Below are 20,703 nucleotides of genomic sequence, written 5' to 3'. Positions count from 1 at the left end.
CTATGCCCCTGAAAACGCTGAAGTACTTTTCCACCCTGTTTGTTCTGGTCCTTGCGCTGGTCGCCGGATGGTGGCTCTGGAATTATTACATGCAGTCGCCCTGGACGCGTGACGGTAAGATTCGCGCTGAGCAGGTCAGCATTACCCCGCAGGTATCGGGAAGCATTACGTCGCTGCTGGTTAAGGATAACCAGTACGTTAAAAAGGGAGAGGTTTTATTCCGAATCGACGACACCCCGTACCATATCGCGATTCTGAATGCCCAGGCGCAGCTGGCAAAAGCCCAGTCTGATCTGGCAAAGGCCAACAACGAGGCCAACCGCCGCCGTCACCTGTCGCAAAACTACATCTCCGCGGAAGATTTAGACACCGCCAACCTCAACGTTAAGGCGATGCAGGCGAGCGTCAACGTGGCTGAGGCGACGCTGAAGCAGGCGCAGTGGGAGCTGACCCAAACCGTGATTACCGCCCCTGTCGATGGATGGGTGACCAACCTTTCCGCCCGCGTGGGTAACTATGCCACCACGGGACAGCCCGTTTTTGCCCTGGTCGACAGCCACTCCTTCTACGTAGTGGGCTACTTCGAAGAGACCAAGCTTCGGCATATTCGCGAGGGATCGCCAGCAGCGATTACGCTGTACAGCGGCTCGCAAAGGTTACAGGGTCACGTATCCAGCATTGGTCGCGCCATTTACGACCAAAGCGTTGAAACAGATTCCGGCCTGGTGCCGGATATCAAGCCGAACGTCCCCTGGGTGCGTCTCGCTCAACGCGTGCCTGTTCGCGTGGAGTTTGACCATTTACCGCAGGGCATCACGCTGGTATCCGGCACCACCTGCACTGTCTCCATCGGAACCCCTTAATGAAGCTGCAGGCGCTCTCCTGGCAAAACTCGCCGTGGATGAAAGCGACGCGTCCTCAGTGGCGCTACGCGCTGCGTAACGGCATTGCCATGTGTCTGGCGCTGACCGTCGCCTATTACCTGAACCTGGATGAGCCCTACTGGGCGATGACCTCTGCCGCAGTGGTGAGTTTTCCCACCGTTGGTGGGGTGATCAGTAAAAGCCTTGGGCGTATCGCCGGCAGCCTGCTGGGTGCCACGGCGGCGTTAATTATCGCCGGCCATACGCTGAACGACCCATGGCTGTTCCTGCTGAGCATGGCGGCATGGCTGGGATGCTGTACCTGGGCCTGCGCCCATTTCACCAACAACGTCGCCTACGCTTTCCAGCTGGCGGGCTATACCGCCGCCATTATTGCCTTCCCGGTGGTGAATGTGCTCGATACCACCGAGCTGTGGGATATTGCACAGGCGCGCGTCTGCGAAGTGATTGTCGGGATCCTCTGCGGCGGATTTATGATGATGATCCTCCCCAGCACTTCCGACGGCAGCGCACTCATCACCGCCCTTAAAACCATGCACACCCGGTTGCTTGAACACGCGAGCCTGCTGTGGCAACCGGATACCAGCGATGAGATCCGTCTCGCCCATGAAAAGGTGATAGGACAGATCCTGACAATGAATCTGCTGCGTATTCAGGCGTTCTGGAGCCACTACCGCTTTCGCCGTCAGAACACCCTGCTTAATTATTTACTGCACCAGCAGCTGCGCATGACCAGCGCCATCTCCAGCCTGCGCCGGATGCTGCTCAACTGGCCAACGCCGCCGGAAAACACGCGCGCGGTGATTGAAACGCTGCTCGCGACCCTTGCGCGCCCGGATGCGGACATCTACACCGTTGCGCGAATAATCGCCCCGCTCGCCCCGGTGGATGAATATGATTATCGCCATCGCGCCTTCTGGCAGCGTCTGAATTACTTTTGCCGACTCTACCTGCGCAGCAGCCGCTGGATTAACGCGGTTGAGAATGCCACGCCGGTCACGGAGTTCAACGTTCCCGGGAGCCCGGCTCTCGCCCGCCATACCGACTACCTGGAAGCGCTGTGGAGCGGTTTTCGTACCTTTTGCGCGCTGATGCTGGTGGGCGCGTGGAGTATCACCACGCAGTGGGAGTCCGGTACGGCGGCCCTGACGCTCGCCGCCATCAGCTGCGTGCTTTACTCCGTCGCGGCCTCGCCGTTTAACTCGCTGACGCTCCTGCTGCGCACCCTGGTGCTGCTGTCGCTGTTCAGTTTTGTGGTGAAGTTTGGCCTGATGGTGCAGATAAGCGATCTCTGGCAGTTCCTGCTGTTCCTCTTTCCGCTGTTGACCACCATGCAGCTACTCAAGCTGCAGATGCCGAAGCTGGCGGGACTGTGGGGACAGCTGATTGTCTTTATGGGCTCGTTTATCTCCGTGACGAATCCACCGGTGTACGATTACGCCGATTTTCTCAATGACAACCTCGCAAAGATCCTCGGCGTGGGGCTGGCGTGGCTGGCCTTCGCGGTGCTGCGTCCCGGCTCCGATGCCCGCAAAAGCCGCAGGCATATCCGGGAGTTACGCCGGGGGTTTGTCGATCAGCTCAGCCGCAAACCGCATCTTCGTGAGAGTGAATATGAATCGCTGGTTTATCATCACGTCAGCCAGCTCAATAACAGCCAGGACGCGCTTTCCCGGCGCTGGCTGCTGCGCTGGGGCGTGGTGCTGCTGAACTGCTCGCACGTGGTCTGGCAGCTTCGCGGGTGGGAAACGCGTTCCGACCCGCTGTCGCAGGTGCGTGACGTTTGCATCTCCCTGCTGCGCGATGTCATGAGCGAACGCGGGGTCCAGCAGCGGCCGCTGGAAGCCACGCTGAATGAACTGCAGCGGATCTGCGATACGCTTGCACGACATCATCTCCCCGCCGCCCGCGATTTGGCCTCGATAATCTGGCGGCTGCACTGCTCGCTGTCGCAGCTGGAACAGGCACCACCGCCGGGTACGATTGGGGATCAGATCACGCCGCAGGCATAACGCGCCCCGCCGCCGCCAAGCGGTTTAGGCTGATCGGACATATTGTCGCCGCCGACGTGGATCATCAGCGCTTTGCCTTTCACCTCATCCAGCTTTTTCAGCCGCGGCGCGACAACGGGATCGGTGGCTTTACCGTCGTTATTGACCACCAGCACGGGCAGATCGCCCAGATGTCCCATGCCTTCGGGGCCCTCATGCTTGCCGGAGTGCTGCGGGTCAAGGTGACCGCCTGCCGCTTCCGCAGCCGACGCTTTCCCCTCTTTTAACGCGGGCTGGCAGCTTCCTTTGGCGTGAACATGAAAACCATGCTCACCGGGCGGGAGTGCTTTAAGATTCGGGGCGAACTCCAGTCCTTTATCGGTTTCCGTGATTTTCACCGTACCGATGGACTGACCCACACCCTGAGAGGTGACGAGATTCATTTCCACTTCGTCGCTGGCTGCCTGCGCCCCTGCGCAAACAACCAGCGCGACCATTGCCAGAGCAAAACGCTTCATATGACCTCCGCTGGTTATTTTTTGCCCCTTAAGTGTATACCAGGGGCAAAGATTTCACCGGAAAGTCATCTTCTGGCGGTTTATGGCACGTCGTAACCCAGCGCAGCCTTGCGGATGCGGAACCACTGCTGGCGGGTCATCTGCAGCTCTTCAGCGGCCAGTGCAGAACGCACGCGTTCAATTTTGCCAGAACCAATAATCGGCAGCGGTTTTGACGGCAGACGCAGGATCCAGGCGTAAACCACCTGTTCGATGCTCTCCGCGTTCAGTTCGCGGGCGATGGTGTCCAGCTCGTTACGCAGCGGCTGGAATTCATCATCATTGAACAGGCGTCCGCCTCCCAGGCATGACCAGGCCATCGGGCGAATGCGCAGCTGCTGCAGCTGGTCAAGCGTACCGTCCAGCAGCAGCGGCTGGTGTACCGGGGAGATCTCCACCTGGTTGGTGGCCAGGGTAAACGGCAGACGAGACTGAAGCAGCGCAAACTGCGCAGGGGTAAAGTTGGAAACGCCAAAGTGACGCACTTTGCCGCTCTGATGCAGGTTCAGGAAGGCTTCTGCCACCTCATCGGCATCCATGAGCGGGTCCGGACGGTGGATTAACAGCAGGTCGATACGGTCGGTCGCCAGGTTGACCAGCGACTGCTCAGCGCTCTTGATGATATGCGCGCTGTCGGTGATGTAATGCCCAAGGGCGTGTTCCGGTTTTGCCGTGGTGGCAATCCCGCACTTCGTGACGATCTCCATGCGGTCGCGGAGTGCGGGAACCAGCTTGAGCGCCTCGCCAAATGCGGCTTCACACTGATAGCCACCGTAAATATCCGCATGGTCGACCGTGGTAACGCCCAGATCGATATGCTCTTCAATAAAGCTCGCCAGCTGGAGGGGGGACATATTCCAGTCCATCAGGCGCCAGTAGCCCATCACAAAACGGGAGAATTCTGGCCCCTGGGGGGCAAGGGTAATTCGCTGAACCATAACATTTTCCTCAAGGACGTGATGTCATGAGTATACGCAATTACCGTGTTAAAAAAGTGAAGGTTGCTGGGGTTCTTCGGTCTCACCGGCTTTGTTTGCGCGTATTTTGCGCAGAAGACGCTGTCGGCAGAGGCGTAACACCTCCTGCTTTTGCGTGTCGCTAAAGTTTTGCCAGTTAAAACGCTCGTCGCGGGTACGCATGCACCCGCGGCAATATCCGCGTTCATCCACCTGACAAATCCCCCGGCACGGGCTCTGGATGGGGAAAAACTCCAGCTGCTCTGCCACACTCACCTCCGGATAACCACTCTCACCTACAGTGAAGACGCTAAACGCGCCACGTGCAAGGCCCATACCACAGATTTGTGGCATTAAGGTTTCACTAATCTTCCCGCTTTATACTCGGCCCATCATGACAATGACAGGTTTACCGATCGATGTGGTTAATCAAAAAGTTACAATGTAACGACATTAAATTTACTCTGGGCTGTGCACTCTTCTTTACGTTGATTAATGGGCTGTTTATCCAGCGCAGCTGGGCCATTATTGCCCCTGCGCACCTGCACGACATCCTCTTTGCCGCGTCCGTACCGCTGGTGCTGTTTTGCGGCTGGGTGATTGTCTTTAGCCTGCTGAATATCCCCTATATCCGTAAGCCGCTGCTGATCGTCTTAACGGTCGGATGCGCCGCGGCCACCTACTTTATGTACACCTACGGCGCGGTGATCGATCAGAACATGATTGTGAACGTGTTCGAAACCAACTCTCAGGAAGCGACAGCCCTGGTGACCCCGCAGATGATTCTGTGGATTGTTATCGCAGGCCTCGTTCCCTCCGTGGTGCTGGCGTTGACCCGCATTCGTACCGGGAAATGGTGGTATGCCCTGCTGACGCGCGTCGCCGCGATGCTCGGTGCCCTGCTGGTGATTATCCTGATTGCGGCGCTGTTTTATAAAGATTACGCGTCGCTGTTTCGCAACAACAAAAGCATCGTCAAAATGGTGACCCCGGCCAACTATGTCAGCGCCGTGGTGAAGTACAGCAAAATGCGCTGGTTTGCCGGCGATCAAACGCTGGTGCGGATTGGCGAAGATGCCCATAAAGGACCGTTGATTACCGGCCAGCAAAAGAAAACCGTTCTGGTGCTGGTCGTTGGGGAAGCCTCTCGCGCGGCGAACTACTCCCTGAATGGTTACGATCGTGAAACGAACCCGGAGCTGAAAAAGCAGGATGTGATTAACTTCCCGCAGGCCTCCTCATGCGGCACCGAAACCGCCGTTTCCGTTCCGTGCATGTTCTCGGGCATGACGCGCAGCAAATACGATGCCGACCTGGCTCACCATCAGGAAGGTCTGCTCGATGTGCTGAAGCATGCGGGGATCAACCTGCTCTGGCGCGACAACGACGGCGGCTGTAAAGGCGCCTGCGATCGCGTGCCGCATACCGATATGACGCAGTGGAAACTGGATCAGTTCTGCAAAGACAAATCCTGTATTGATGATGTGAATTTCTACCGTCTGGACAACGTGCTGGATGGTCTGAAGCAGGACACGGTGCTGGTTATACACCTGATGGGGAGCCACGGTCCGGCATACTATCGCCGTTACCCGGACAATTTCCGTAAATTCACCCCAACCTGTGACACCAATGAAATTCAGGATTGCGACCATCAGGCGCTGATGAATACCTATGACAACACCATCCTGTATACCGACAGCATGGTCAGCAAAACCATTGATGCGCTGAAAGCGCGCCAGGCAAGCATGAACACCGCGCTGATTTATCTCTCGGATCACGGTGAGTCACTGGGTGAAAGCGGCATTTATCTGCACGGTACGCCGTACATGCTGGCACCGGAGCAGCAAACGCACATTCCGTTTATGTTCTGGCTGTCACCGGACTACGCGAAAAACTTTGGCATCAATGAACAGTGTTTACGCGACCACGCTGCAAAAAATGCGGTTTCCCAGGACAATTTGTTCTCGACCGTACTGGGTATGATGGACGTGAAATCAAACGTTTATCAACAGCAGCTGGATATTCTGAGCGCATGTCGGCAATAAACTCGCTTGCATTAGACCGAACGGTCTATTAGAGTGCGGCCATGAGCAGAAATACTGAACACGATACCCGCGATCATCTCCTGGCAACCGGCGAGCGTCTTTGCATGCATCGCGGGTTTACCGGTATGGGGTTGAGCGAGTTATTAAAAACCGCTGAGGTACCGAAGGGGTCGTTTTATCACTACTTCCGGTCCAAAGAAGCCTTTGGCGTGGCAATGCTGGAGCGTCATTACGCGGGCTACCACCAGCGTCTGGCGACCCATTTTGCGTCGGGTGAAGGAAACTATCGGGATCGTGTTCTGAACTACTATCAGGAAACGCTGAACCAGTTCTGTCAGCAGGGCATTATCAGCGGATGCCTGACGGTCAAGCTGTCTGCCGAGGTGTGCGATCTTTCCGAAGATATGCGCTCGGCGATGGATAAGGGTGCCCGCGGCGTGATCGCCCTGCTGGCCCAGGCGCTGGAAAAAGGCCGCGACGAAAAAACGCTGGCCTTTACCGGCGACCCCTTAATGCAGTCTCAGGTGCTCTATTCCCTGTGGTTAGGGGCCAATCTGCAGGCAAAAATTTCGCGCAGTGCCTTGCCGCTGGAAAGCGCGCTGGCACATGTGCAAAACAGCATTACTGCGCCTGGCGTATAACGGGCGCTTTTTATTTACTTTATTACTAGTCGACTGGTCTACTCAGGAGTCTTTATGTCAGCTGAAAAACTGTTTACCCCATTGAAAGTGGGTGCCGTCACGGCGCCAAACCGCGTGTTCATGGCTCCGCTGACCCGTCTGCGCAGCATTGAGCCGGGTGACATCCCAACCCCGCTGATGGGCGAATACTACCGTCAACGCGCAAGCTCTGGCCTGATCATTACGGAAGCCACGCAGATCTCTGCTCAGGCGAAGGGTTACGCCGGTGCGCCGGGCCTCCATACCCCGGAGCAGATCGCGGCATGGCAGAAAATCACCGCGGGCGTTCACGCTGAAGAGGGCCGCATTGCGGTTCAGCTGTGGCACACCGGTCGTATCTCTCACAGCAGCATCCAGCCTGGCGGTCAGGCACCGGTCTCCGCGTCGGCCCTGAGCGCCAATACCCGTACGTCCCTGCGCGATGAAAACGGTAACGCGATCCGCGTGGATACCTCTATGCCGCGCGCGCTGGAGCTGGACGAAATCCCGGGGATTGTTAACGACTTCCGTCAGGCCGTGGCCAACGCCCGTGAAGCCGGCTTTGACCTGATTGAGCTACACTCCGCGCATGGCTATCTGCTGCACCAGTTCCTGTCACCGTCGTCAAACCATCGCACCGATCAGTACGGCGGCAGCGTCGAAAACCGCGCCCGTCTGGTGCTGGAAGTGGTGGATGCGGTATGCAAGGAGTGGAGCCCGGACCGTATCGGGATCCGCGTCTCCCCAATCGGGTCTTTCCAGAACGTCGACAACGGCCCGAACGAGGAAGCGGATGCGCTCTATCTGATTGAAGAGCTGGCCAAGCGCGGTATTGCCTATCTGCACATGTCTGAGCCTGACTGGGCTGGCGGTAAGCCTTACACTGAAGCCTTCCGCCAGAAAGTGCGCGAGCGCTTCCACGGCGTGATCATCGGTGCAGGTGCCTATACGCCTGAAAAAGCCGAAGATCTGATTAATAAAGGGCTGATCGATGCCGTCGCGTTTGGCCGCGACTACATCGCCAACCCGGATCTGGTTGCCCGTCTGCAGAAAAAAGCGGCGCTGAACCCGCAGCGTCCGGAAAGCTTCTACGGCGGCGGCGCGGAAGGCTACACCGACTACCCTTCTCTGTAATCTCGCCATTGTTCATTGATAGCGGCGACACTTCGCCGCTATACTAAAACATCGTTTCTGTTCAAAAAGCTTTTTTATTCCATTGGTTAATGAGGAAATTATGCGCCTACTTCACACCATGCTGCGCGTTGGCGACCTGCAACGTTCAATCGATTTCTACACTAACGTCCTGGGCATGAAGCTGCTGCGCACCAGCGAAAACCCGGAATACAAATACTCGCTGGCATTCGTGGGTTACGGCCCGGAAACGGATGAAGCGGTGATCGAGCTGACCTACAACTGGGGCGTTGACAGCTATGAGCTGGGCACGGCCTACGGCCATATCGCGCTGGAAGTGGACAACGCAGCTGACGCGTGCGAACGCATTCGCAAAAATGGCGGTAACGTTACGCGCGAAGCGGGCCCGGTAAAAGGCGGCACCACCGTGATTGCGTTTGTGGAAGATCCGGACGGTTACAAAATCGAGCTGATTGAAGCCAAAGACGCCGGTCGCGGTCTGGGCAACTGATCCCTCAGGGCGCAACGTGCGCCCGTAGTTTTACTGCATCACCCCGCAAAATTTGCCATAATGCGCTCTGCTTTTTCCCCATGTAAGAGACCCTGATGTCCGATAACGCTCAATTTAGCGGTCTGTGCGACCGTTTTCGTGGTTTTTATCCCGTTGTCATTGATGTAGAAACAGCCGGATTTAACGCTAAAACCGATGCGCTGCTCGAAATTGCCGCCATCACGCTGAAGATGGATGAACAGGGCTGGCTTACACCGGACACCACGCTGCATTTCCACGTTGAACCTTTCGAAGGGGCAAACTTACAGCCGGAAGCGCTGGCGTTTAACGGTATCGATCCGCATAACCCGCTGCGCGGTGCCGTCAGTGAATATGATGCGCTGCACGCCATTTTTAAAATGGTGCGCAAAGGCATGAAGGAGAGCAACTGCAGCCGCGCCATTATGGTGGCTCATAACGCCACCTTCGATCACAGCTTTACCATGGCCGCCGCCGAGCGGGCCGCGCTCAAGCGCAACCCCTTCCACCCGTTTGTGACCTTCGATACCGCCGCGCTGAGCGGCCTGGCGCTGGGACAAACGGTGTTATCAAAGGCCTGTATTACGGCTGGCATTCCGTTCGATGGCACGCAGGCGCACTCCGCGCTGTATGACACGGAGCGTACCGCAGAGCTGTTCTGTGAGATCGTCAACCGCTGGAAGCGTCTGGGTGGCTGGCCGCTGCCGATGGATGATGAGGCCGAGCGCCAATCGTAGGTCGGGTAAGCGCAGCGCCACCCGACAAAAAAAAAGCGACCACATAGCAGGTCGCTTTTTTATTTCCGCAGAAAGTTACTCTGCGTCCGGCTCTTCCGTTTTGTACTTCGCCGCGGTTTCTTTGATCAGCTGCTGCAGTTCGCCGCGCTGATACATTTCAATCAGGATATCGCAGCCGCCAACCAGTTCACCGTCTACCCACAGCTGTGGGAAGGTCGGCCAGTTCGCGTACTTAGGCAGCTCAGCGCGGATGTCCGGGTTCTGCAGGATATCAACGTAAGCAAAACGCTCACCACAGGCAGACAGCGCCTGAACCGCTTGCGCGGAGAAGCCGCAGCTTGGCAGCTTTGGAGAACCTTTCATATACAGCAGAATCGGGTTTTCAGCGATCTGGCGCTGGATTTTTTCAATAGTGGTGCTCATGTCTTGCTTCCTTTAACTTCTGTTACGGCATTCGTCTGACATTGTAGCGGTTCAGACTGGCATCGGAAAATAACATTTTTGTCACGTATAGACATTCTACTCCGAGTGATGAAAAGTTGCATTGCAAATGGTGTTTACCCCTGCGTCAGTCAGGGTTTTGCTTAGGGAATGGGCAAATGTACGACAGAACGATGAATTTTTTTGCACTTGCTAACGAAACAGGATCGTAGATTGAAAAATGCTATTAACTTTCTGGCTTTTTATGGATTAGAATCGACGGGCTTTGTAAATCACACGCGGGTATTATTGATGACCTGCATTTATCAGGGGACTGCCCAGTGGCGCGGATAAATAAAATCTCGATCACGCTCTGTGCTTTACTGTTTACTTCACTCACCTTCACGCCAGTGGCAAACGCCTCTCAGCAGGCGCGGCATTCTGCTGTACAAAAAAACCATCTGGTGAAAGCCACAGAACGTAAGAAAAAAACCACCGCTAAGAACGACAAGAAAAAGACAACCACACAGACTAAAAAAACCGCTTCCAGCAAGACGAAAACCACCTCTTCCCGCACTGCCCACACCGCCAAAAGTAAAGCTTCGCAAACCGCCGCTAACCTCGTGACTGAAAAATGCATCGCGCGTAAAGGCCATAAGGCGAAATGCACCAAGGTCACAAAAATAGCGGAAGTGCATAAAGTGCGCGTCCAGAAAGCGCAAAAAACCGCAATGAACAAGCTGATGGGGCAGATTGGCAAACCGTATCACTGGGGCGGGACTTCGCCACGTACCGGTTTTGACTGCAGCGGCCTCGTCTATTACGCCTATAAAGATCTGGTCAAGTTCCGCATTCCGCGCACCGCCAACGAGATGTACCACCTGCGCGACGCGTCCCCGGTCAACCGAGGAGAGCTGGAGAACGGCGATCTGGTCTTCTTCCGCACGCAGGGCCGCGGGACAGCTGACCACGTTGGCGTCTATGTCGGCAACGGAAAATTCATCCAGTCACCGCGTAGCGGCCAGGATATTCAGATCACCTCGCTCAGTGAAGACTACTGGGTACGCCATTACGTCGGCGCACGCCGCGTGATGACGCCGAAAACCATTCGCTAACCCCTGCCCTGCCACACCCGTGGCAGGGTAAGTTCCTCTTTTGCATACCCTTTCAATTTGCTATCCTGTCCTTGTTGTCTGTGTGGTTATTGACAACACAAAATACAATAAGGAGAGAAGCAATGTCGTTCGAATTACCTGCACTACCGTATGCAAAAGACGCCCTGGCCCCGCACATTTCTGCGGAAACCCTGGAATATCACTACGGCAAGCATCACCAGACGTACGTCACCAACCTGAACAACCTGATCAAGGGCACCGATTTTGAAGGCAAAACGCTGGAAGAGATCGTGCGCAGTTCTGAGGGTGGCGTATTCAACAACGCCGCTCAGGTGTGGAACCACACCTTCTACTGGCACTGCCTGGCGCCAAACGCCGGTGGCGAACCTGTCGGTGAACTGGCTACCGCCATCAACGCCGCCTTTGGCAGCTTCGCGGAATTCAAAGCGAAGTTCACCGATGCCGCCATCAAGAACTTCGGTTCAGGCTGGACGTGGCTGGTCAAAGAGGCGGATGGCAAACTGGCTATCGTGTCTACCTCTAACGCGGGCACCCCGCTGACCACCAGCGCGAAGCCGCTGATGACCGTGGACGTATGGGAACACGCTTACTACATCGATTACCGCAACGCGCGCCCTAACTACCTGGAGCACTTCTGGGCACTGGTTAACTGGGACTTTGTGGCGAAGAACTTCGCCGCGTAAGAGACACGCAGAAGGGCTCGCCCTTCTGCGTTTTTGGTTTATTCCGCAGCGCAGGCTGCTTCTGGCTGTTTACGACCCGACATCATCACCAGCAGCAGACCGAGCGCGGCAATAATCGCCCCCATCACCGGCACAAAACTGTACCCCAGCCCACCGGAAATCACGGCCCCACCGGCCGCCGCACCGAGCGCATTGCCCAGGTTAAAGGCGCCAATATTAACCGAGGATGAGAGGCCCGGCGCTTCATGCGCGACACGCATCACGCGCATCTGCAGCGGTGGCACCACCGCGAACGTTGCAGCCCCCCAGACGACCATTGCGATCGCGGCACCAAACTCGTTGCGCGCCAGCCACGGAATGGCGATCATGATAACAATCAGCAGGGTTAAGAAGCCCTTCAGCGTTCCGCTCACGGAACGGTCGGCAAATTTCCCGCCGAGATAGTTGCCAATCGAGAAGCCCACGCCAATCAGCACCAGCATCGCGGTAACGAAGAGAGGCGTTGCGTGGGTGATATCGTGCAACACCGGTGAAATATAGGTGTAGAGGGTAAACATCGCCCCTGCCCCCAGCACGGTGGTCAGCAGCGCGGAGAGCACCTGCGGGCGCATCAGCACCGCCAGCTCCTTACGCACTTCCGGACGTTCTCCGGCGCTGCCCTTTGGCAGGGAGAAGAACAAGGCCACCATCGCGACCACGCCCAGTCCGGCCGTCGCCAGGAAGGACATCCGCCAGCCAATGACCTCGCCCAGCCAGGTTGCCGCAGGAACGCCGCCGATGTTAGCGATGGTCAGGCCCATAAACATGGTGGCTACGGCGCTGGCCTGCTTGTGTTTCGGCACCACGCTTGCCGCCACAACCGACCCCAGCCCAAAGAACGCGCCGTGGTTAAGGCTGGTCAGAATACGCGAAAGCATCAACGTGGTGTAGTCCGGCGAAATGGCCGAAAGCACGTTGCCGAGGGTGAAAATCGCCATCAGGAAAATCAGCGCATTGCGGCGCGCGCGGTGTGAAAGAAGAAGCGTCATCAGCGGCGCCCCCACCATCACGCCAATGGCGTAGGCGCTGATTAACATGCCGGCCGCAGGGATCGAGACGTCCACGCCGCGGGCGATAACGGGCAGTAACCCCATCGGGGAAAATTCAGTGGTGCCAATCCCAAAAGCGCCAATCGCCAGGGCCAGCAGGGGAAAATTGATTTTCATGCGTCAACTCCGGATGCCGTGTCATGTGGTGACACAGAACAAAGAAGCGGAAAGCATGACATCAATCACAAAAAATGAGAAGTTAACAAAATGGCAAAAGATTTTTGCCTTAGGAGTAACAATCGGGGGAGCGGGAGGGAGAAGGCTCTCCCTCCGCGTAAATCAGTGCAGCGCGGCCGTCAGACCCGCCGCGACAATCAGAGCCAGCACAACCACGGTGGTGAACAGCGAAAACTTCAGATCGGAACTCATCAATTTTTCTCCTTTTAATCCCCCCACGAAAAGTGAGCCTGCTCATTTTTGCATAATTTACGTCAAAAATCTTCCTGGATTTAGGCTGATAAACACTTTACCTCTTCCCCTTTTCATCAAGATAGGACAAAATTCCACGCTAAATTTATTAGCGTACCGGCCATTGACCCCCTCCTGACGTCCCGTGTCGTTTTCCCGGCGTGCCGCAATTCAAGATTGCGTGATAAGGGTGAGAGAAGGCAAACGTTTACCTTCAAGTTTTTCAGGAGTTTAGGATATGGTCTGGAGTGACATTTAATGGCAACAATTAAAGACGTAGCAAAACGCGCAAACGTTTCCACTACAACCGTATCACATGTAATTAACAAAACCCGCTTCGTGGCGGAAGAGACGCGCAACGCCGTCTGGGCAGCGATCAAAGAGCTGCACTATTCGCCAAGTGCGGTTGCGCGCAGCCTCAAGGTTAATCACACCAAATCCATTGGATTGCTGGCGACCAGCAGTGAAGCGGCCTATTTTGCCGAGATCATTGAAGCGGTAGAGAAGAACTGCTTCCAGAAAGGCTATACCCTGATTCTGGGCAACGCGTGGAACAGCATAGAAAAACAGCGCGCCTACCTGTCGATGATGGCGCAAAAGCGCGTCGATGGCCTGCTGGTCATGTGTTCCGAGTACCCGGAATCCGTGCTGTCGATGCTGGAAGAGTATCGCCATATCCCCATGGTGGTCATGGACTGGGGTGAAGCGCGCGCGGACTTCACCGACTCCGTCATCGACAACGCCTTCGAAGGCGGTTACATGGCGGGTCGTTACCTGATCGAACGCGGTCACCGCGAGATTGGCGTGATCCCCGGTCCTCTGGAGCGTAACACCGGCGCGGGCCGTCTGGCCGGTTTTATGAAAGCGATGGAAGAAGCGCTCATCACCGTGCCGGAAAACTGGATCGTGCAGGGCGACTTTGAGCCGGAATCAGGCTACCGCGCGATGCAGCAGATCGTTTCCCAGCAGCACCGCCCGACCGCCGTTTTCTGCGGCGGTGACATCATGGCCATGGGCGCACTCTGCGCCGCCGATGAGCTGGGTCTGCGCGTACCGCAGGATATTTCCGTGATCGGGTATGACAACGTGCGTAACGCGCGCTTCTTCACCCCGGCGCTGACAACCATTCACCAGCCAAAAGATTCGCTGGGCGAAACGGCCTTCAATATGCTGTTGGACAGGATCGTCAACAAGCGCGAAGAGTCGCAGTCCATTGAAGTTCACCCGCGCCTGATTGAACGCCGTTCCGTTGCGGACGGTCCGTTCCGCGACTACCGTCGTTAATCCCTTTACGGGGCCAGCTACGCTGGCTCCCGTAACCATTCCCGGTTTAGGGTTTCGCTGTCTCCCAGATAATCCAGCAGCCAGGCCATGGCGGGCGAGACATCATTTTGTTGCCAGGTCAGGCAGCAGGCCGCGTCCGGGAACGGATTCTCCAGCGTCAGTTCAACCCATTCTCCGGTATCGATGCGCGGACGCGCAAAATGAGCGGGCACCATCGCGACGCACAGCCCGGCGCTGAGGCACGTCGCCGATGATTCCCAGTCAGGAGCCACCACCCGCCGCTGGTTATCCAGAAGCCAGGTGATACGCTTGGGCAATGAACGCGACGTATCCTCCAGCACCAGAGACGGCCAGTTGCGCAGCGTATCGTCGCTCAGCGGACCTTCCATCGCTGCCAGAGGATGATCGCTGGCCACCACGCATTTCCAGCTCAGCATCCCCATGTCGCGAAAGGCGTAACGTCCCCCGACCGGGATCGCCTGCGTCGCGCCAATCGCCATCTCCGCCCTGCCGTCCGCCAGCGCATCCCAGACGCCGTTGAACACCTCCTGCGAGACCCGTAGCTCGACGTCAGAGAAATGACGATAGAAATCCACGATCATTTGTCGGGTGCGTTCCGGCTTCACGATGTTATCTACCGCGATGGCGAGATGCCCCCGCCAGCCGTTGGCGATCTGCTGACACTGTTCGCGGGTGATCTGCATTTTTTTGATAACAGAACGCCCTTCTTTCAAAAACCATGCACCGGCGGGCGTTAATTCCACGTCGCGATGCCGCCGTTCAAACAGCGGAACCGCCAGCCACTCCTCAAGCTGACGCACCGTGTAGCTGATGGCCGAAGGGACGCGGTGCAACTCCTGCGCTGCACCGCTAAAGCTGCCGTTACGCGCAACAGCATCGACCACTTCAAGAGAATAATCTGACCACATTTTCTGCCTGCAAAAAATTTGAATGCACCCGCCAAATATTAGCGTTTCACAAGCCGCTTTGCACTCCCTACACTCTGCGCCAACGTATACCTGCCTCCTCAGGAGAATAAAAGAATGCAACCCAGGAAAGGATTTTTAGTCTGGCTCGGCGGCTTAAGCGTGCTGGGCTTTTTGGCCACCGACATGTACCTGCCCGCGTTTGCCGCAATGCAGGAAGACCTGCAAACCCCTGCGGCGGCCATCAGCGCCAGCCTGAGCCTGTTCCTTGCCGGTTTTGCTTTCGCACAGCTGCTCTGGGGACCGCTCTCAGATCGCTTCGGCCGTAAACCGGTGCTGCTGCTGGGTCTGGCCATTTTTGCCGTGGGCTGCCTGGGGATGCTGTGGGTGCGCGATGCTACCTGGCTGCTGGTGCTGCGCTTCGTTCAGGCCGTGGGCGTCTGTGCTGCGGCGGTGACCTGGCAGGCGCTGGTGACCGACTACTATCCGGCTAACCGCACAAACCGTATTTTCGCCACCATTATGCCGCTGGTGGGTCTTTCCCCTGCCCTGGCTCCGCTGCTGGGCAGCTGGATCCTCGCGCACTTTGACTGGCAGGCCATTTTTGCCACGCTGTTTGCCATCACGCTGGTGCTGATGCTGCCGGTGTTTGCCCTTAAGCCCGCGCATAAAAAAGAGGCGCATGCCGACGCGACGCCGATTACCTTCACCTCCCTGCTGAGCGCCAAAGCGTATCGCGGGAATGTCCTGATTTATGCCGCCTGTTCGGCCAGCTTCTTCGCGTGGCTCACCGGCTCGCCGTTTATTCTGCACGATATGGGCTACAGCCCGGCGGCCATCGGGCTGAGCTATGTTCCGCAGACCATCGCGTTCCTGGTGGGCGGGTACGGCTGCCGCGCGGCGCTGCAAAAATGGGAAGGTCAGCAGATGCTGCCTTGGCTGCTGGTGCTCTATGCGCTGAGCGTCATCGGTACCTGGGCCGTCGGGTTTATTCCGGGCGCGGGCCTGGCTGAAATTTTGATCCCCTTCTGCGTGATGGCCGTGGCGAACGGAGCGATCTACCCGATCGTGGTGGCACAGGCGTTACGTCCGTTCCCGCAGGCGACAGGCCGCGCCGCCGCGCTGCAAAATACCCTGCAGCTGGGTCTGTGCTTCCTCGCAAGTCTGGTGGTCTCCGCGCTGATTGCCACGCCGCTGTTGACCACCACCAGCGTGATGCTGTTCACCGTAGCGCTGGCGGTATTGGGTTTCCGCATGCAGGCGTCCGCGCAGCGCGAGCAGGATAACGGCGCGCAGGTGGAAACTTCGCATGCCTGATTGCGCCAGAAATCATGTTACATTTCAGTGATTAGGTTGCTAACAATTTTCTATTGAATCACCAAATTTTGAGGCCTATACTAAATTTGGTTCGATTAAATACGATAAATATTAAGTGTTAACGGGAGCCGGAGTGCTCCCGTTTTACCATGGAAGGCATTTCGGCAAGGGTTATCTCCCTTCCTCTGTTCTACGTCGGATACTAGCCTCGCGGTATTTACCGTGAGATTTCTCACAAACCAAAAAAAGCGTCTACGCTGTTTGAAGGTTCTGATCACATCAGGGTGATGGAGAAGCTATGAGTTCATCGTGTATAGAAGAAGTCAGCGTTCCGGACGACAACTGGTCCCGGATCGTCAGTGAACTGTTAGGTCGAGCAGGCATCACTATCAACGGATCTTCGCCATCCGATCCCCAGGTTAAGCATCCCGACTTTTTTAAACGCGTGTTGCGGGAAGGATCGTTAGGCCTGGGAGAAAGCTATATGGACGGCTGGTGGGAGTGCGAACGTCTGGATATCTTTTTTGCCAGCGTGTTGCGCGCCGGTCTGGAAAATCAACTCCCCCGCAATCTGAAAGACACCCTGCGTGTCGCCTCTGCCCGACTGTTTAACTTGCAAAGTAAAAAACGCGCATGGATCGTCGGCAAAGAACATTACGATCTCGGCAACGACCTGTTCAGCCGCATGCTGGACCCTTTCATGCAATACTCCTGCGCCTACTGGAAAGACGCGTCGACGCTTGAGGAAGCACAGCAGGCCAAGCTGCGCCTGATCAGCGAGAAGCTGCAGCTACAGCCCGGCATGCGCGTTCTGGATATCGGCTGCGGCTGGGGCGGGCTGGCGTATTTTATGGCGAAGCACTACGGCGTCAGCGTGGTCGGCGTGACGATCTCAGCGGAACAGCAAAAAATGGCGCGGGAGCGCTGTCAGGGTCTTAATGTGGATATCCGGCTGCAGGACTACCGTGACTTGAACGAGCAATTCGACCGGATCGTTTCCGTCGGCATGTTCGAGCACGTGGGGCCAAAAAACTACGATACCTACTTTGAGGTGGTGGATCGTAATTTGAAACCGGACGGCCTCTTCCTGCTGCACACCATCGGCTCTAAGCGGACCGACAACAACGTTGACCCGTGGATCAATAAATACATCTTTCCGAATGGTTGTTTACCGTCCGTTCGCCAGATTGCCAACGCCAGTGAATCCCATTTCGTGATGGAAGACTGGCATAACTTTGGCGCGGACTACGACACCACCTTAATGGCGTGGCATGAACGTTTCCAGAAAGCCTGGCCCGAGATTGCGGACAACTATTCAGAACGATTTAAACGGATGTTTAGCTATTATCTGAATGCCTGCGCGGGGGCGTTTCGCGCACGGGATATTCAGCTCTGGCAGGTGGTATTCAGCCGGGGGATTGAACACGGACTGCGTGTCGCACGCTAAAAAAATAACCCCGGATAGCCGGGGTTATTTTTTATTCTTCTTCTGCGGTCTTTATTATTGCGGCTTCTTTTGCTGCCAGCACGCGCTCCACCGTATCGACCACAGCCTGGGTTTGCGGATCGATTTCGATATTCACGCGATGCCCCAATTTTTTCGCGCCCAGCGTGGTGCGCTGCAGCGTTTCAGGAATTAAATGCACGCAAAAACGCGTTGGCGTCACTTCACCCACCGTCAGGCTAATCCCGTCAATGCCAATAAATCCTTTATAGAGGATGTATTTCATTAATGACGGGTCCTGCATTTTAAACCAGATTTGACGGTTATTTTCCGAGGTCACGATTTTCGCCACTTCGGCAGTGGTCATGATGTGCCCCGACATCAGGTGACCGCCAATCTCATCGCTGAACTTCGCCGCGCGCTCAACGTTGACGGTATCGCCTACTACCAGCTCGCCCAGGTTAGTGATCCGCAGCGTCTCTTTCATTAAATCAAAGCTAATCTGGTTGCCGTTAATTTCGGTCACGGTCAGGCAGCAGCCGTTATGGGCAATCGAGGCGCCGGTTTCGATGCCCTCAAGCATATATTCCGGCAGCTCAACAACATGAGTACGGAAATTAGGTTTTTCATCAATGGACACCACTTTGGCAGTGCCCTGCACAATACCAGTAAACATGCTTACAACTCCTGTTTTTTCCGAACGGTGATGACACCGTTTAATCCCTCCACAATAACAGTTGGAAAAACAGGTTGCCAGCGGAGCGCATTTTCTGGCGATTTTTTCACTAGATAAATAGCTAAAGCCCGCTACAATAGCTGGCACCCCCTGCATTTTCTTCTTGCTGCCCGTTTCGGCGGCTTTTTTAGTCTCTCAAATAACTACAAAATAAAGGTGTTCACGTGCAGAAGTACATGAATGAAGCGCGCCAGTTATTGGCACTGGCTATACCCGTGATCGTCGCGCAGGTGGCTCAGACCGCAATGGGATTTGTGGATACGGTAATGGCAGGTGGCTACAGCGCCACCGACATGGCGGCCGTTGCTATCGGCACGTCAATCTGGCTTCCGGCCATCCTGTTCGGCCACGGTCTGCTGCTCGCGCTCACGCCTGTTATCGCTCAGCTCAATGGCTCGGGGCGCCGCGAGCGCATTGCCCATCAGGTCCGCCAGGGTTTCTGGCTGGCCGGGTTTGTCTCTGTGCTGATCATGGTCGTGCTCTGGAACGCGGGCCATATCATTCGCGCTATGCATAACATTGACCCAGCCCTGGCAGACAAAGCCGTGGGCTATCTGCGCGCCCTGCTCTGGGGGGCGCCTGGATATCTCTTCTTCCAGGTGGCGCGTAACCAGTGTGAAGGTCTGGCGAAAACCAAGCCCGGGATGGTGATGGGCTTTATCGGGTTGCTGGTCAACATTCCCGTTAACTATGTTTTTATTTACGGTCATTTCGGGATGCCGGAGCTGGGCGGCGTCGGCTGCGGCGTGGCGACGGCCGCCGTTTACTGGGTCATGTTCTTCTCAATGCTTACCTTCGTGAAGCGCGCCCGCTCCATGCGCGATATTCGTAACGAGAACAGATTCAGCACGCCGGACTGGAACATCATGACGCGCCTGGTGCAGTTAGGGTTGCCGATTGCCCTTGCGCTGTTCTTTGAAGTGACCCTGTTTGCCGTGGTCGCCCTGCTGGTCTCCCCGCTGGGCATTGTGAACGTCGCCGGGCACCAGATTGCGCTCAACTTCAGCTCCCTGATGTTTGTCCTGCCGATGTCGCTGGCCGCAGCAGTGACGATTCGCGTGGGCTTCCGCCTGGGGCAAGGCTCGACGCTCGATGCGCAAACCGCCGCGCGCACCGGACTGGGCGTCGGCGTCTGCATGGCCATTTGCACGGCGCTTTTTACCGTGGCGCTGCGCGAGCAGATTGCCCTGCTCTACAACGACAATCCGGAAGTCGTCGCGCTGGCCTCGCACCTGATGCTGCTGGCCGCGATTTACCAGATTTCGGACTCCATCCAGGTGATTGGCAGCGGGGTGCTGCGCGGCTATAAAGACACGCGTTCCATTTTCTTTATCACCTTCATCGCCTACTGGGTGCTGGGTCTGCCGTGTGGGTATATTCTGGCCCTGACCGACCTGGTGGTTGACCGCATGGGACCGGCGGGGTTCTGGATGGGCTTTATCATCGGCCTGACGTCGGCGGCAATTATGATGATGTTGCGCATGCGCTTCCTGCAGCGCCAGCCATCCACGATCATTTTGCAACGCGCTGCACGTTAAATACGCAGTAGCCGCCCCCCGGCGGCTACTTTCTCTTCACTTTGCGCGGTAATACAGCAATCGCGTGAAATCAGAGAGAAAATTGCATTTTCCCTCTTGCCACCTCGGTGCTGTGCCGCTAATATTCGTCCCCGTTGTCACCGACAACACGTTGCGTTCATAGCTCAGTTGGTTAGAGCACCACCTTGACATGGTGGGGGTCGTTGGTTCGAGTCCAATTGAACGCACCATTCT

The 20,703-nt window shown here is 56.4% G+C and carries 21 protein-coding genes and 1 tRNA gene; 14 read left to right on the top strand and 8 right to left on the bottom strand.

Annotated elements, in window-relative coordinates:
- The first annotated feature begins 2 nt into the window (after window positions 1-2).
- Both BFV67_RS09105 and BFV67_RS09100 read left to right on the top strand, forming a co-directional pair.
- Window positions 3-863 (top strand): efflux RND transporter periplasmic adaptor subunit, encoded by an 861-nt coding sequence (locus tag BFV67_RS09105; protein ID WP_023292627.1) that lies wholly within the window; start codon window positions 3-5, stop codon window positions 861-863.
- On the top strand, window positions 863-2,896 hold the full coding sequence (locus BFV67_RS09100) for an FUSC family protein (protein ID WP_023343973.1): 2,034 nt from the start codon (window positions 863-865) through the stop codon (window positions 2,894-2,896). Before BFV67_RS09105 ends, BFV67_RS09100 begins: the two co-directional genes overlap by 1 nt.
- Here the strand turns inward: BFV67_RS09100 and sodC are convergent.
- The 3 genes from sodC to BFV67_RS09085 all read right to left on the bottom strand — a co-directional run bounded on the left by sodC (window position 2,875) and on the right by BFV67_RS09085 (window position 4,658).
- Window positions 2,875-3,393, bottom strand: a complete 519-nt coding sequence (gene sodC, locus BFV67_RS09095) for a superoxide dismutase [Cu-Zn] SodC (RefSeq protein WP_023343972.1) — start codon at window positions 3,391-3,393, stop codon at window positions 2,875-2,877. The genes BFV67_RS09100 and sodC overlap by 22 nt on opposite strands.
- A gap of 80 nt (window positions 3,394-3,473) precedes the next feature.
- On the bottom strand, window positions 3,474-4,370 hold the full coding sequence (locus BFV67_RS09090) for an aldo/keto reductase (RefSeq protein WP_021241132.1): 897 nt from the start codon (window positions 4,368-4,370) through the stop codon (window positions 3,474-3,476).
- 48 nt (window positions 4,371-4,418) lie between these two features.
- Window positions 4,419-4,658 carry a DUF1289 domain-containing protein gene (locus BFV67_RS09085; RefSeq protein ID WP_008500587.1) on the bottom strand — a complete coding sequence of 80 codons (240 nt, stop codon included), beginning with the start codon at window positions 4,656-4,658 and terminating at the stop codon, window positions 4,419-4,421.
- Between the two features lie 149 nt (window positions 4,659-4,807).
- On the opposite strand from BFV67_RS09085, the gene eptA reads away from it, so the two are divergent.
- The 5 genes from eptA (at window position 4,808) to rnt (ending at window position 9,489) form a co-directional block, all read left to right on the top strand.
- Window positions 4,808-6,433: a phosphoethanolamine transferase EptA gene (eptA, locus tag BFV67_RS09080; RefSeq protein WP_069598175.1), complete on the top strand. Its 1,626-nt coding sequence runs from the start codon at window positions 4,808-4,810 to the stop codon at window positions 6,431-6,433.
- Window positions 6,434-6,474: 41 nt separating this feature from the next.
- Window positions 6,475-7,074, top strand: coding sequence for a TetR/AcrR family transcriptional regulator (locus tag BFV67_RS09075; protein WP_069598174.1), 600 nt, complete (start codon window positions 6,475-6,477; stop codon window positions 7,072-7,074).
- Between the two features lie 54 nt (window positions 7,075-7,128).
- Window positions 7,129-8,226: an alkene reductase gene (nemA, locus tag BFV67_RS09070; RefSeq protein ID WP_069598173.1), complete on the top strand. Its 1,098-nt coding sequence runs from the start codon at window positions 7,129-7,131 to the stop codon at window positions 8,224-8,226.
- 100 nt (window positions 8,227-8,326) lie between these two features.
- On the top strand, window positions 8,327-8,734 hold the full coding sequence (gene gloA / locus BFV67_RS09065; RefSeq protein ID WP_008500591.1) for a lactoylglutathione lyase: 408 nt from the start codon (window positions 8,327-8,329) through the stop codon (window positions 8,732-8,734).
- Window positions 8,735-8,829: 95 nt separating this feature from the next.
- Window positions 8,830-9,489, top strand: a complete 660-nt coding sequence (rnt, locus tag BFV67_RS09060; RefSeq protein WP_008500592.1) for a ribonuclease T — start codon at window positions 8,830-8,832, stop codon at window positions 9,487-9,489.
- A gap of 75 nt (window positions 9,490-9,564) precedes the next feature.
- On the opposite strand, the gene grxD is transcribed toward rnt, so the two are convergent.
- The gene (gene grxD, locus BFV67_RS09055) at window positions 9,565-9,912 is read right to left on the bottom strand and encodes a monothiol glutaredoxin 4 (RefSeq protein ID WP_003832760.1); all 348 of its coding nucleotides are present in this window, start codon (window positions 9,910-9,912) and stop codon (window positions 9,565-9,567) included.
- 338 nt (window positions 9,913-10,250) lie between these two features.
- On the opposite strand from grxD, the gene BFV67_RS09050 reads away from it, so the two are divergent.
- Together BFV67_RS09050 and sodB are read left to right on the top strand one after the other, a co-directional pair.
- Window positions 10,251-11,024: a C40 family peptidase gene (locus BFV67_RS09050; RefSeq protein WP_021241128.1), complete on the top strand. Its 774-nt coding sequence runs from the start codon at window positions 10,251-10,253 to the stop codon at window positions 11,022-11,024.
- A 122-nt stretch (window positions 11,025-11,146) separates the two neighbouring features.
- A complete protein-coding gene (gene sodB / locus BFV67_RS09045) occupies window positions 11,147-11,728 on the top strand; it encodes a superoxide dismutase [Fe] (RefSeq protein WP_023292633.1) in 582 nt (193 codons plus the stop codon).
- 38 nt (window positions 11,729-11,766) lie between these two features.
- Here the strand turns inward: sodB and BFV67_RS09040 are convergent, their stop codons facing one another.
- Both BFV67_RS09040 and cydH read right to left on the bottom strand, forming a co-directional pair.
- Complete coding sequence (locus BFV67_RS09040) at window positions 11,767-12,933, bottom strand: MFS transporter (RefSeq protein ID WP_021241126.1); 1,167 nt, start codon at window positions 12,931-12,933, stop codon at window positions 11,767-11,769.
- Window positions 12,934-13,095: 162 nt separating this feature from the next.
- The gene (gene cydH / locus BFV67_RS24180) at window positions 13,096-13,185 is read right to left on the bottom strand and encodes a cytochrome bd-I oxidase subunit CydH (RefSeq protein WP_008500596.1); all 90 of its coding nucleotides are present in this window, start codon (window positions 13,183-13,185) and stop codon (window positions 13,096-13,098) included.
- Between the two features lie 297 nt (window positions 13,186-13,482).
- On the opposite strand from cydH, the gene purR reads away from it, so the two are divergent.
- Entirely contained in the window at window positions 13,483-14,508 is a 1,026-nt protein-coding gene (purR, locus tag BFV67_RS09030; RefSeq protein ID WP_014883552.1) for an HTH-type transcriptional repressor PurR, read from the top strand.
- Window positions 14,509-14,525: 17 nt separating this feature from the next.
- On the opposite strand, the gene punR is transcribed toward purR, so the two are convergent.
- Window positions 14,526-15,437: a DNA-binding transcriptional activator PunR gene (punR, locus tag BFV67_RS09025; protein ID WP_008500598.1), complete on the bottom strand. Its 912-nt coding sequence runs from the start codon at window positions 15,435-15,437 to the stop codon at window positions 14,526-14,528.
- Window positions 15,438-15,551: 114 nt separating this feature from the next.
- Between punR and punC the strand changes: the two genes are divergently transcribed.
- Complete coding sequence (gene punC / locus BFV67_RS09020; RefSeq protein ID WP_069598172.1) at window positions 15,552-16,751, top strand: purine nucleoside transporter PunC; 1,200 nt, start codon at window positions 15,552-15,554, stop codon at window positions 16,749-16,751.
- Window positions 16,752-17,049: 298 nt separating this feature from the next.
- Window positions 17,050-18,198, top strand: a complete 1,149-nt coding sequence (cfa, locus tag BFV67_RS09015; protein WP_069598171.1) for a cyclopropane fatty acyl phospholipid synthase — start codon at window positions 17,050-17,052, stop codon at window positions 18,196-18,198.
- A 31-nt stretch (window positions 18,199-18,229) separates the two neighbouring features.
- Here cfa and BFV67_RS09010 read toward each other — a convergent pair whose 3' ends face one another.
- Complete coding sequence (locus BFV67_RS09010) at window positions 18,230-18,871, bottom strand: riboflavin synthase (RefSeq protein ID WP_008500602.1); 642 nt, start codon at window positions 18,869-18,871, stop codon at window positions 18,230-18,232.
- Window positions 18,872-19,095: 224 nt separating this feature from the next.
- Here BFV67_RS09010 and mdtK point away from each other — a divergent pair, with 224 nt between their 5' ends.
- Window positions 19,096-20,469, top strand: a complete 1,374-nt coding sequence (mdtK, locus tag BFV67_RS09005; protein ID WP_021241123.1) for an MdtK family multidrug efflux MATE transporter — start codon at window positions 19,096-19,098, stop codon at window positions 20,467-20,469.
- Window positions 20,470-20,622: 153 nt separating this feature from the next.
- Window positions 20,623-20,699, top strand: a tRNA-Val gene (locus tag BFV67_RS09000).
- The last annotated feature ends 4 nt before the right edge of the window (window positions 20,700-20,703 follow it).

The organism is Enterobacter roggenkampii, assembly GCF_001729805.1.
GTDB lineage: Bacteria > Pseudomonadota > Gammaproteobacteria > Enterobacterales > Enterobacteriaceae > Enterobacter > Enterobacter roggenkampii.
This window is presented reverse-complemented; position numbering and strand designations above follow the sequence as displayed.

What these genes read in the sequence shown, in the direction of transcription:
- gloA (WP_008500591.1), top strand. Translation starts at nt 8,327, where the DNA reads ATGCGCCTACTTCACACCATGCTGCGCGTTGGCGACCTGCAACGTTCA.
- sodB (WP_023292633.1), top strand. Translation starts at nt 11,147, where the DNA reads ATGTCGTTCGAATTACCTGCACTACCGTATGCAAAAGACGCCCTGGCC.
- punC (WP_069598172.1), top strand. Translation starts at nt 15,552, where the DNA reads ATGCAACCCAGGAAAGGATTTTTAGTCTGGCTCGGCGGCTTAAGCGTG.
- BFV67_RS09075 (WP_069598174.1), top strand. Translation starts at nt 6,475, where the DNA reads ATGAGCAGAAATACTGAACACGATACCCGCGATCATCTCCTGGCAACC.
- punR (WP_008500598.1), bottom strand. Translation starts at nt 15,437, where the DNA reads ATGTGGTCAGATTATTCTCTTGAAGTGGTCGATGCTGTTGCGCGTAAC.
- nemA (WP_069598173.1), top strand. Translation starts at nt 7,129, where the DNA reads ATGTCAGCTGAAAAACTGTTTACCCCATTGAAAGTGGGTGCCGTCACG.
- BFV67_RS09010 (WP_008500602.1), bottom strand. Translation starts at nt 18,871, where the DNA reads ATGTTTACTGGTATTGTGCAGGGCACTGCCAAAGTGGTGTCCATTGAT.
- eptA (WP_069598175.1), top strand. Translation starts at nt 4,808, where the DNA reads ATGTGGTTAATCAAAAAGTTACAATGTAACGACATTAAATTTACTCTG.
- BFV67_RS09040 (WP_021241126.1), bottom strand. Translation starts at nt 12,933, where the DNA reads ATGAAAATCAATTTTCCCCTGCTGGCCCTGGCGATTGGCGCTTTTGGG.
- cydH (WP_008500596.1), bottom strand. Translation starts at nt 13,185, where the DNA reads ATGAGTTCCGATCTGAAGTTTTCGCTGTTCACCACCGTGGTTGTGCTG.
- rnt (WP_008500592.1), top strand. Translation starts at nt 8,830, where the DNA reads ATGTCCGATAACGCTCAATTTAGCGGTCTGTGCGACCGTTTTCGTGGT.
- purR (WP_014883552.1), top strand. Translation starts at nt 13,483, where the DNA reads ATGGCAACAATTAAAGACGTAGCAAAACGCGCAAACGTTTCCACTACA.
- sodC (WP_023343972.1), bottom strand. Translation starts at nt 3,393, where the DNA reads ATGAAGCGTTTTGCTCTGGCAATGGTCGCGCTGGTTGTTTGCGCAGGG.
- grxD (WP_003832760.1), bottom strand. Translation starts at nt 9,912, where the DNA reads ATGAGCACCACTATTGAAAAAATCCAGCGCCAGATCGCTGAAAACCCG.
- BFV67_RS09105 (WP_023292627.1), top strand. Translation starts at nt 3, where the DNA reads ATGCCCCTGAAAACGCTGAAGTACTTTTCCACCCTGTTTGTTCTGGTC.
- cfa (WP_069598171.1), top strand. Translation starts at nt 17,050, where the DNA reads ATGAGTTCATCGTGTATAGAAGAAGTCAGCGTTCCGGACGACAACTGG.
- BFV67_RS09100 (WP_023343973.1), top strand. Translation starts at nt 863, where the DNA reads ATGAAGCTGCAGGCGCTCTCCTGGCAAAACTCGCCGTGGATGAAAGCG.
- BFV67_RS09090 (WP_021241132.1), bottom strand. Translation starts at nt 4,370, where the DNA reads ATGGTTCAGCGAATTACCCTTGCCCCCCAGGGGCCAGAATTCTCCCGT.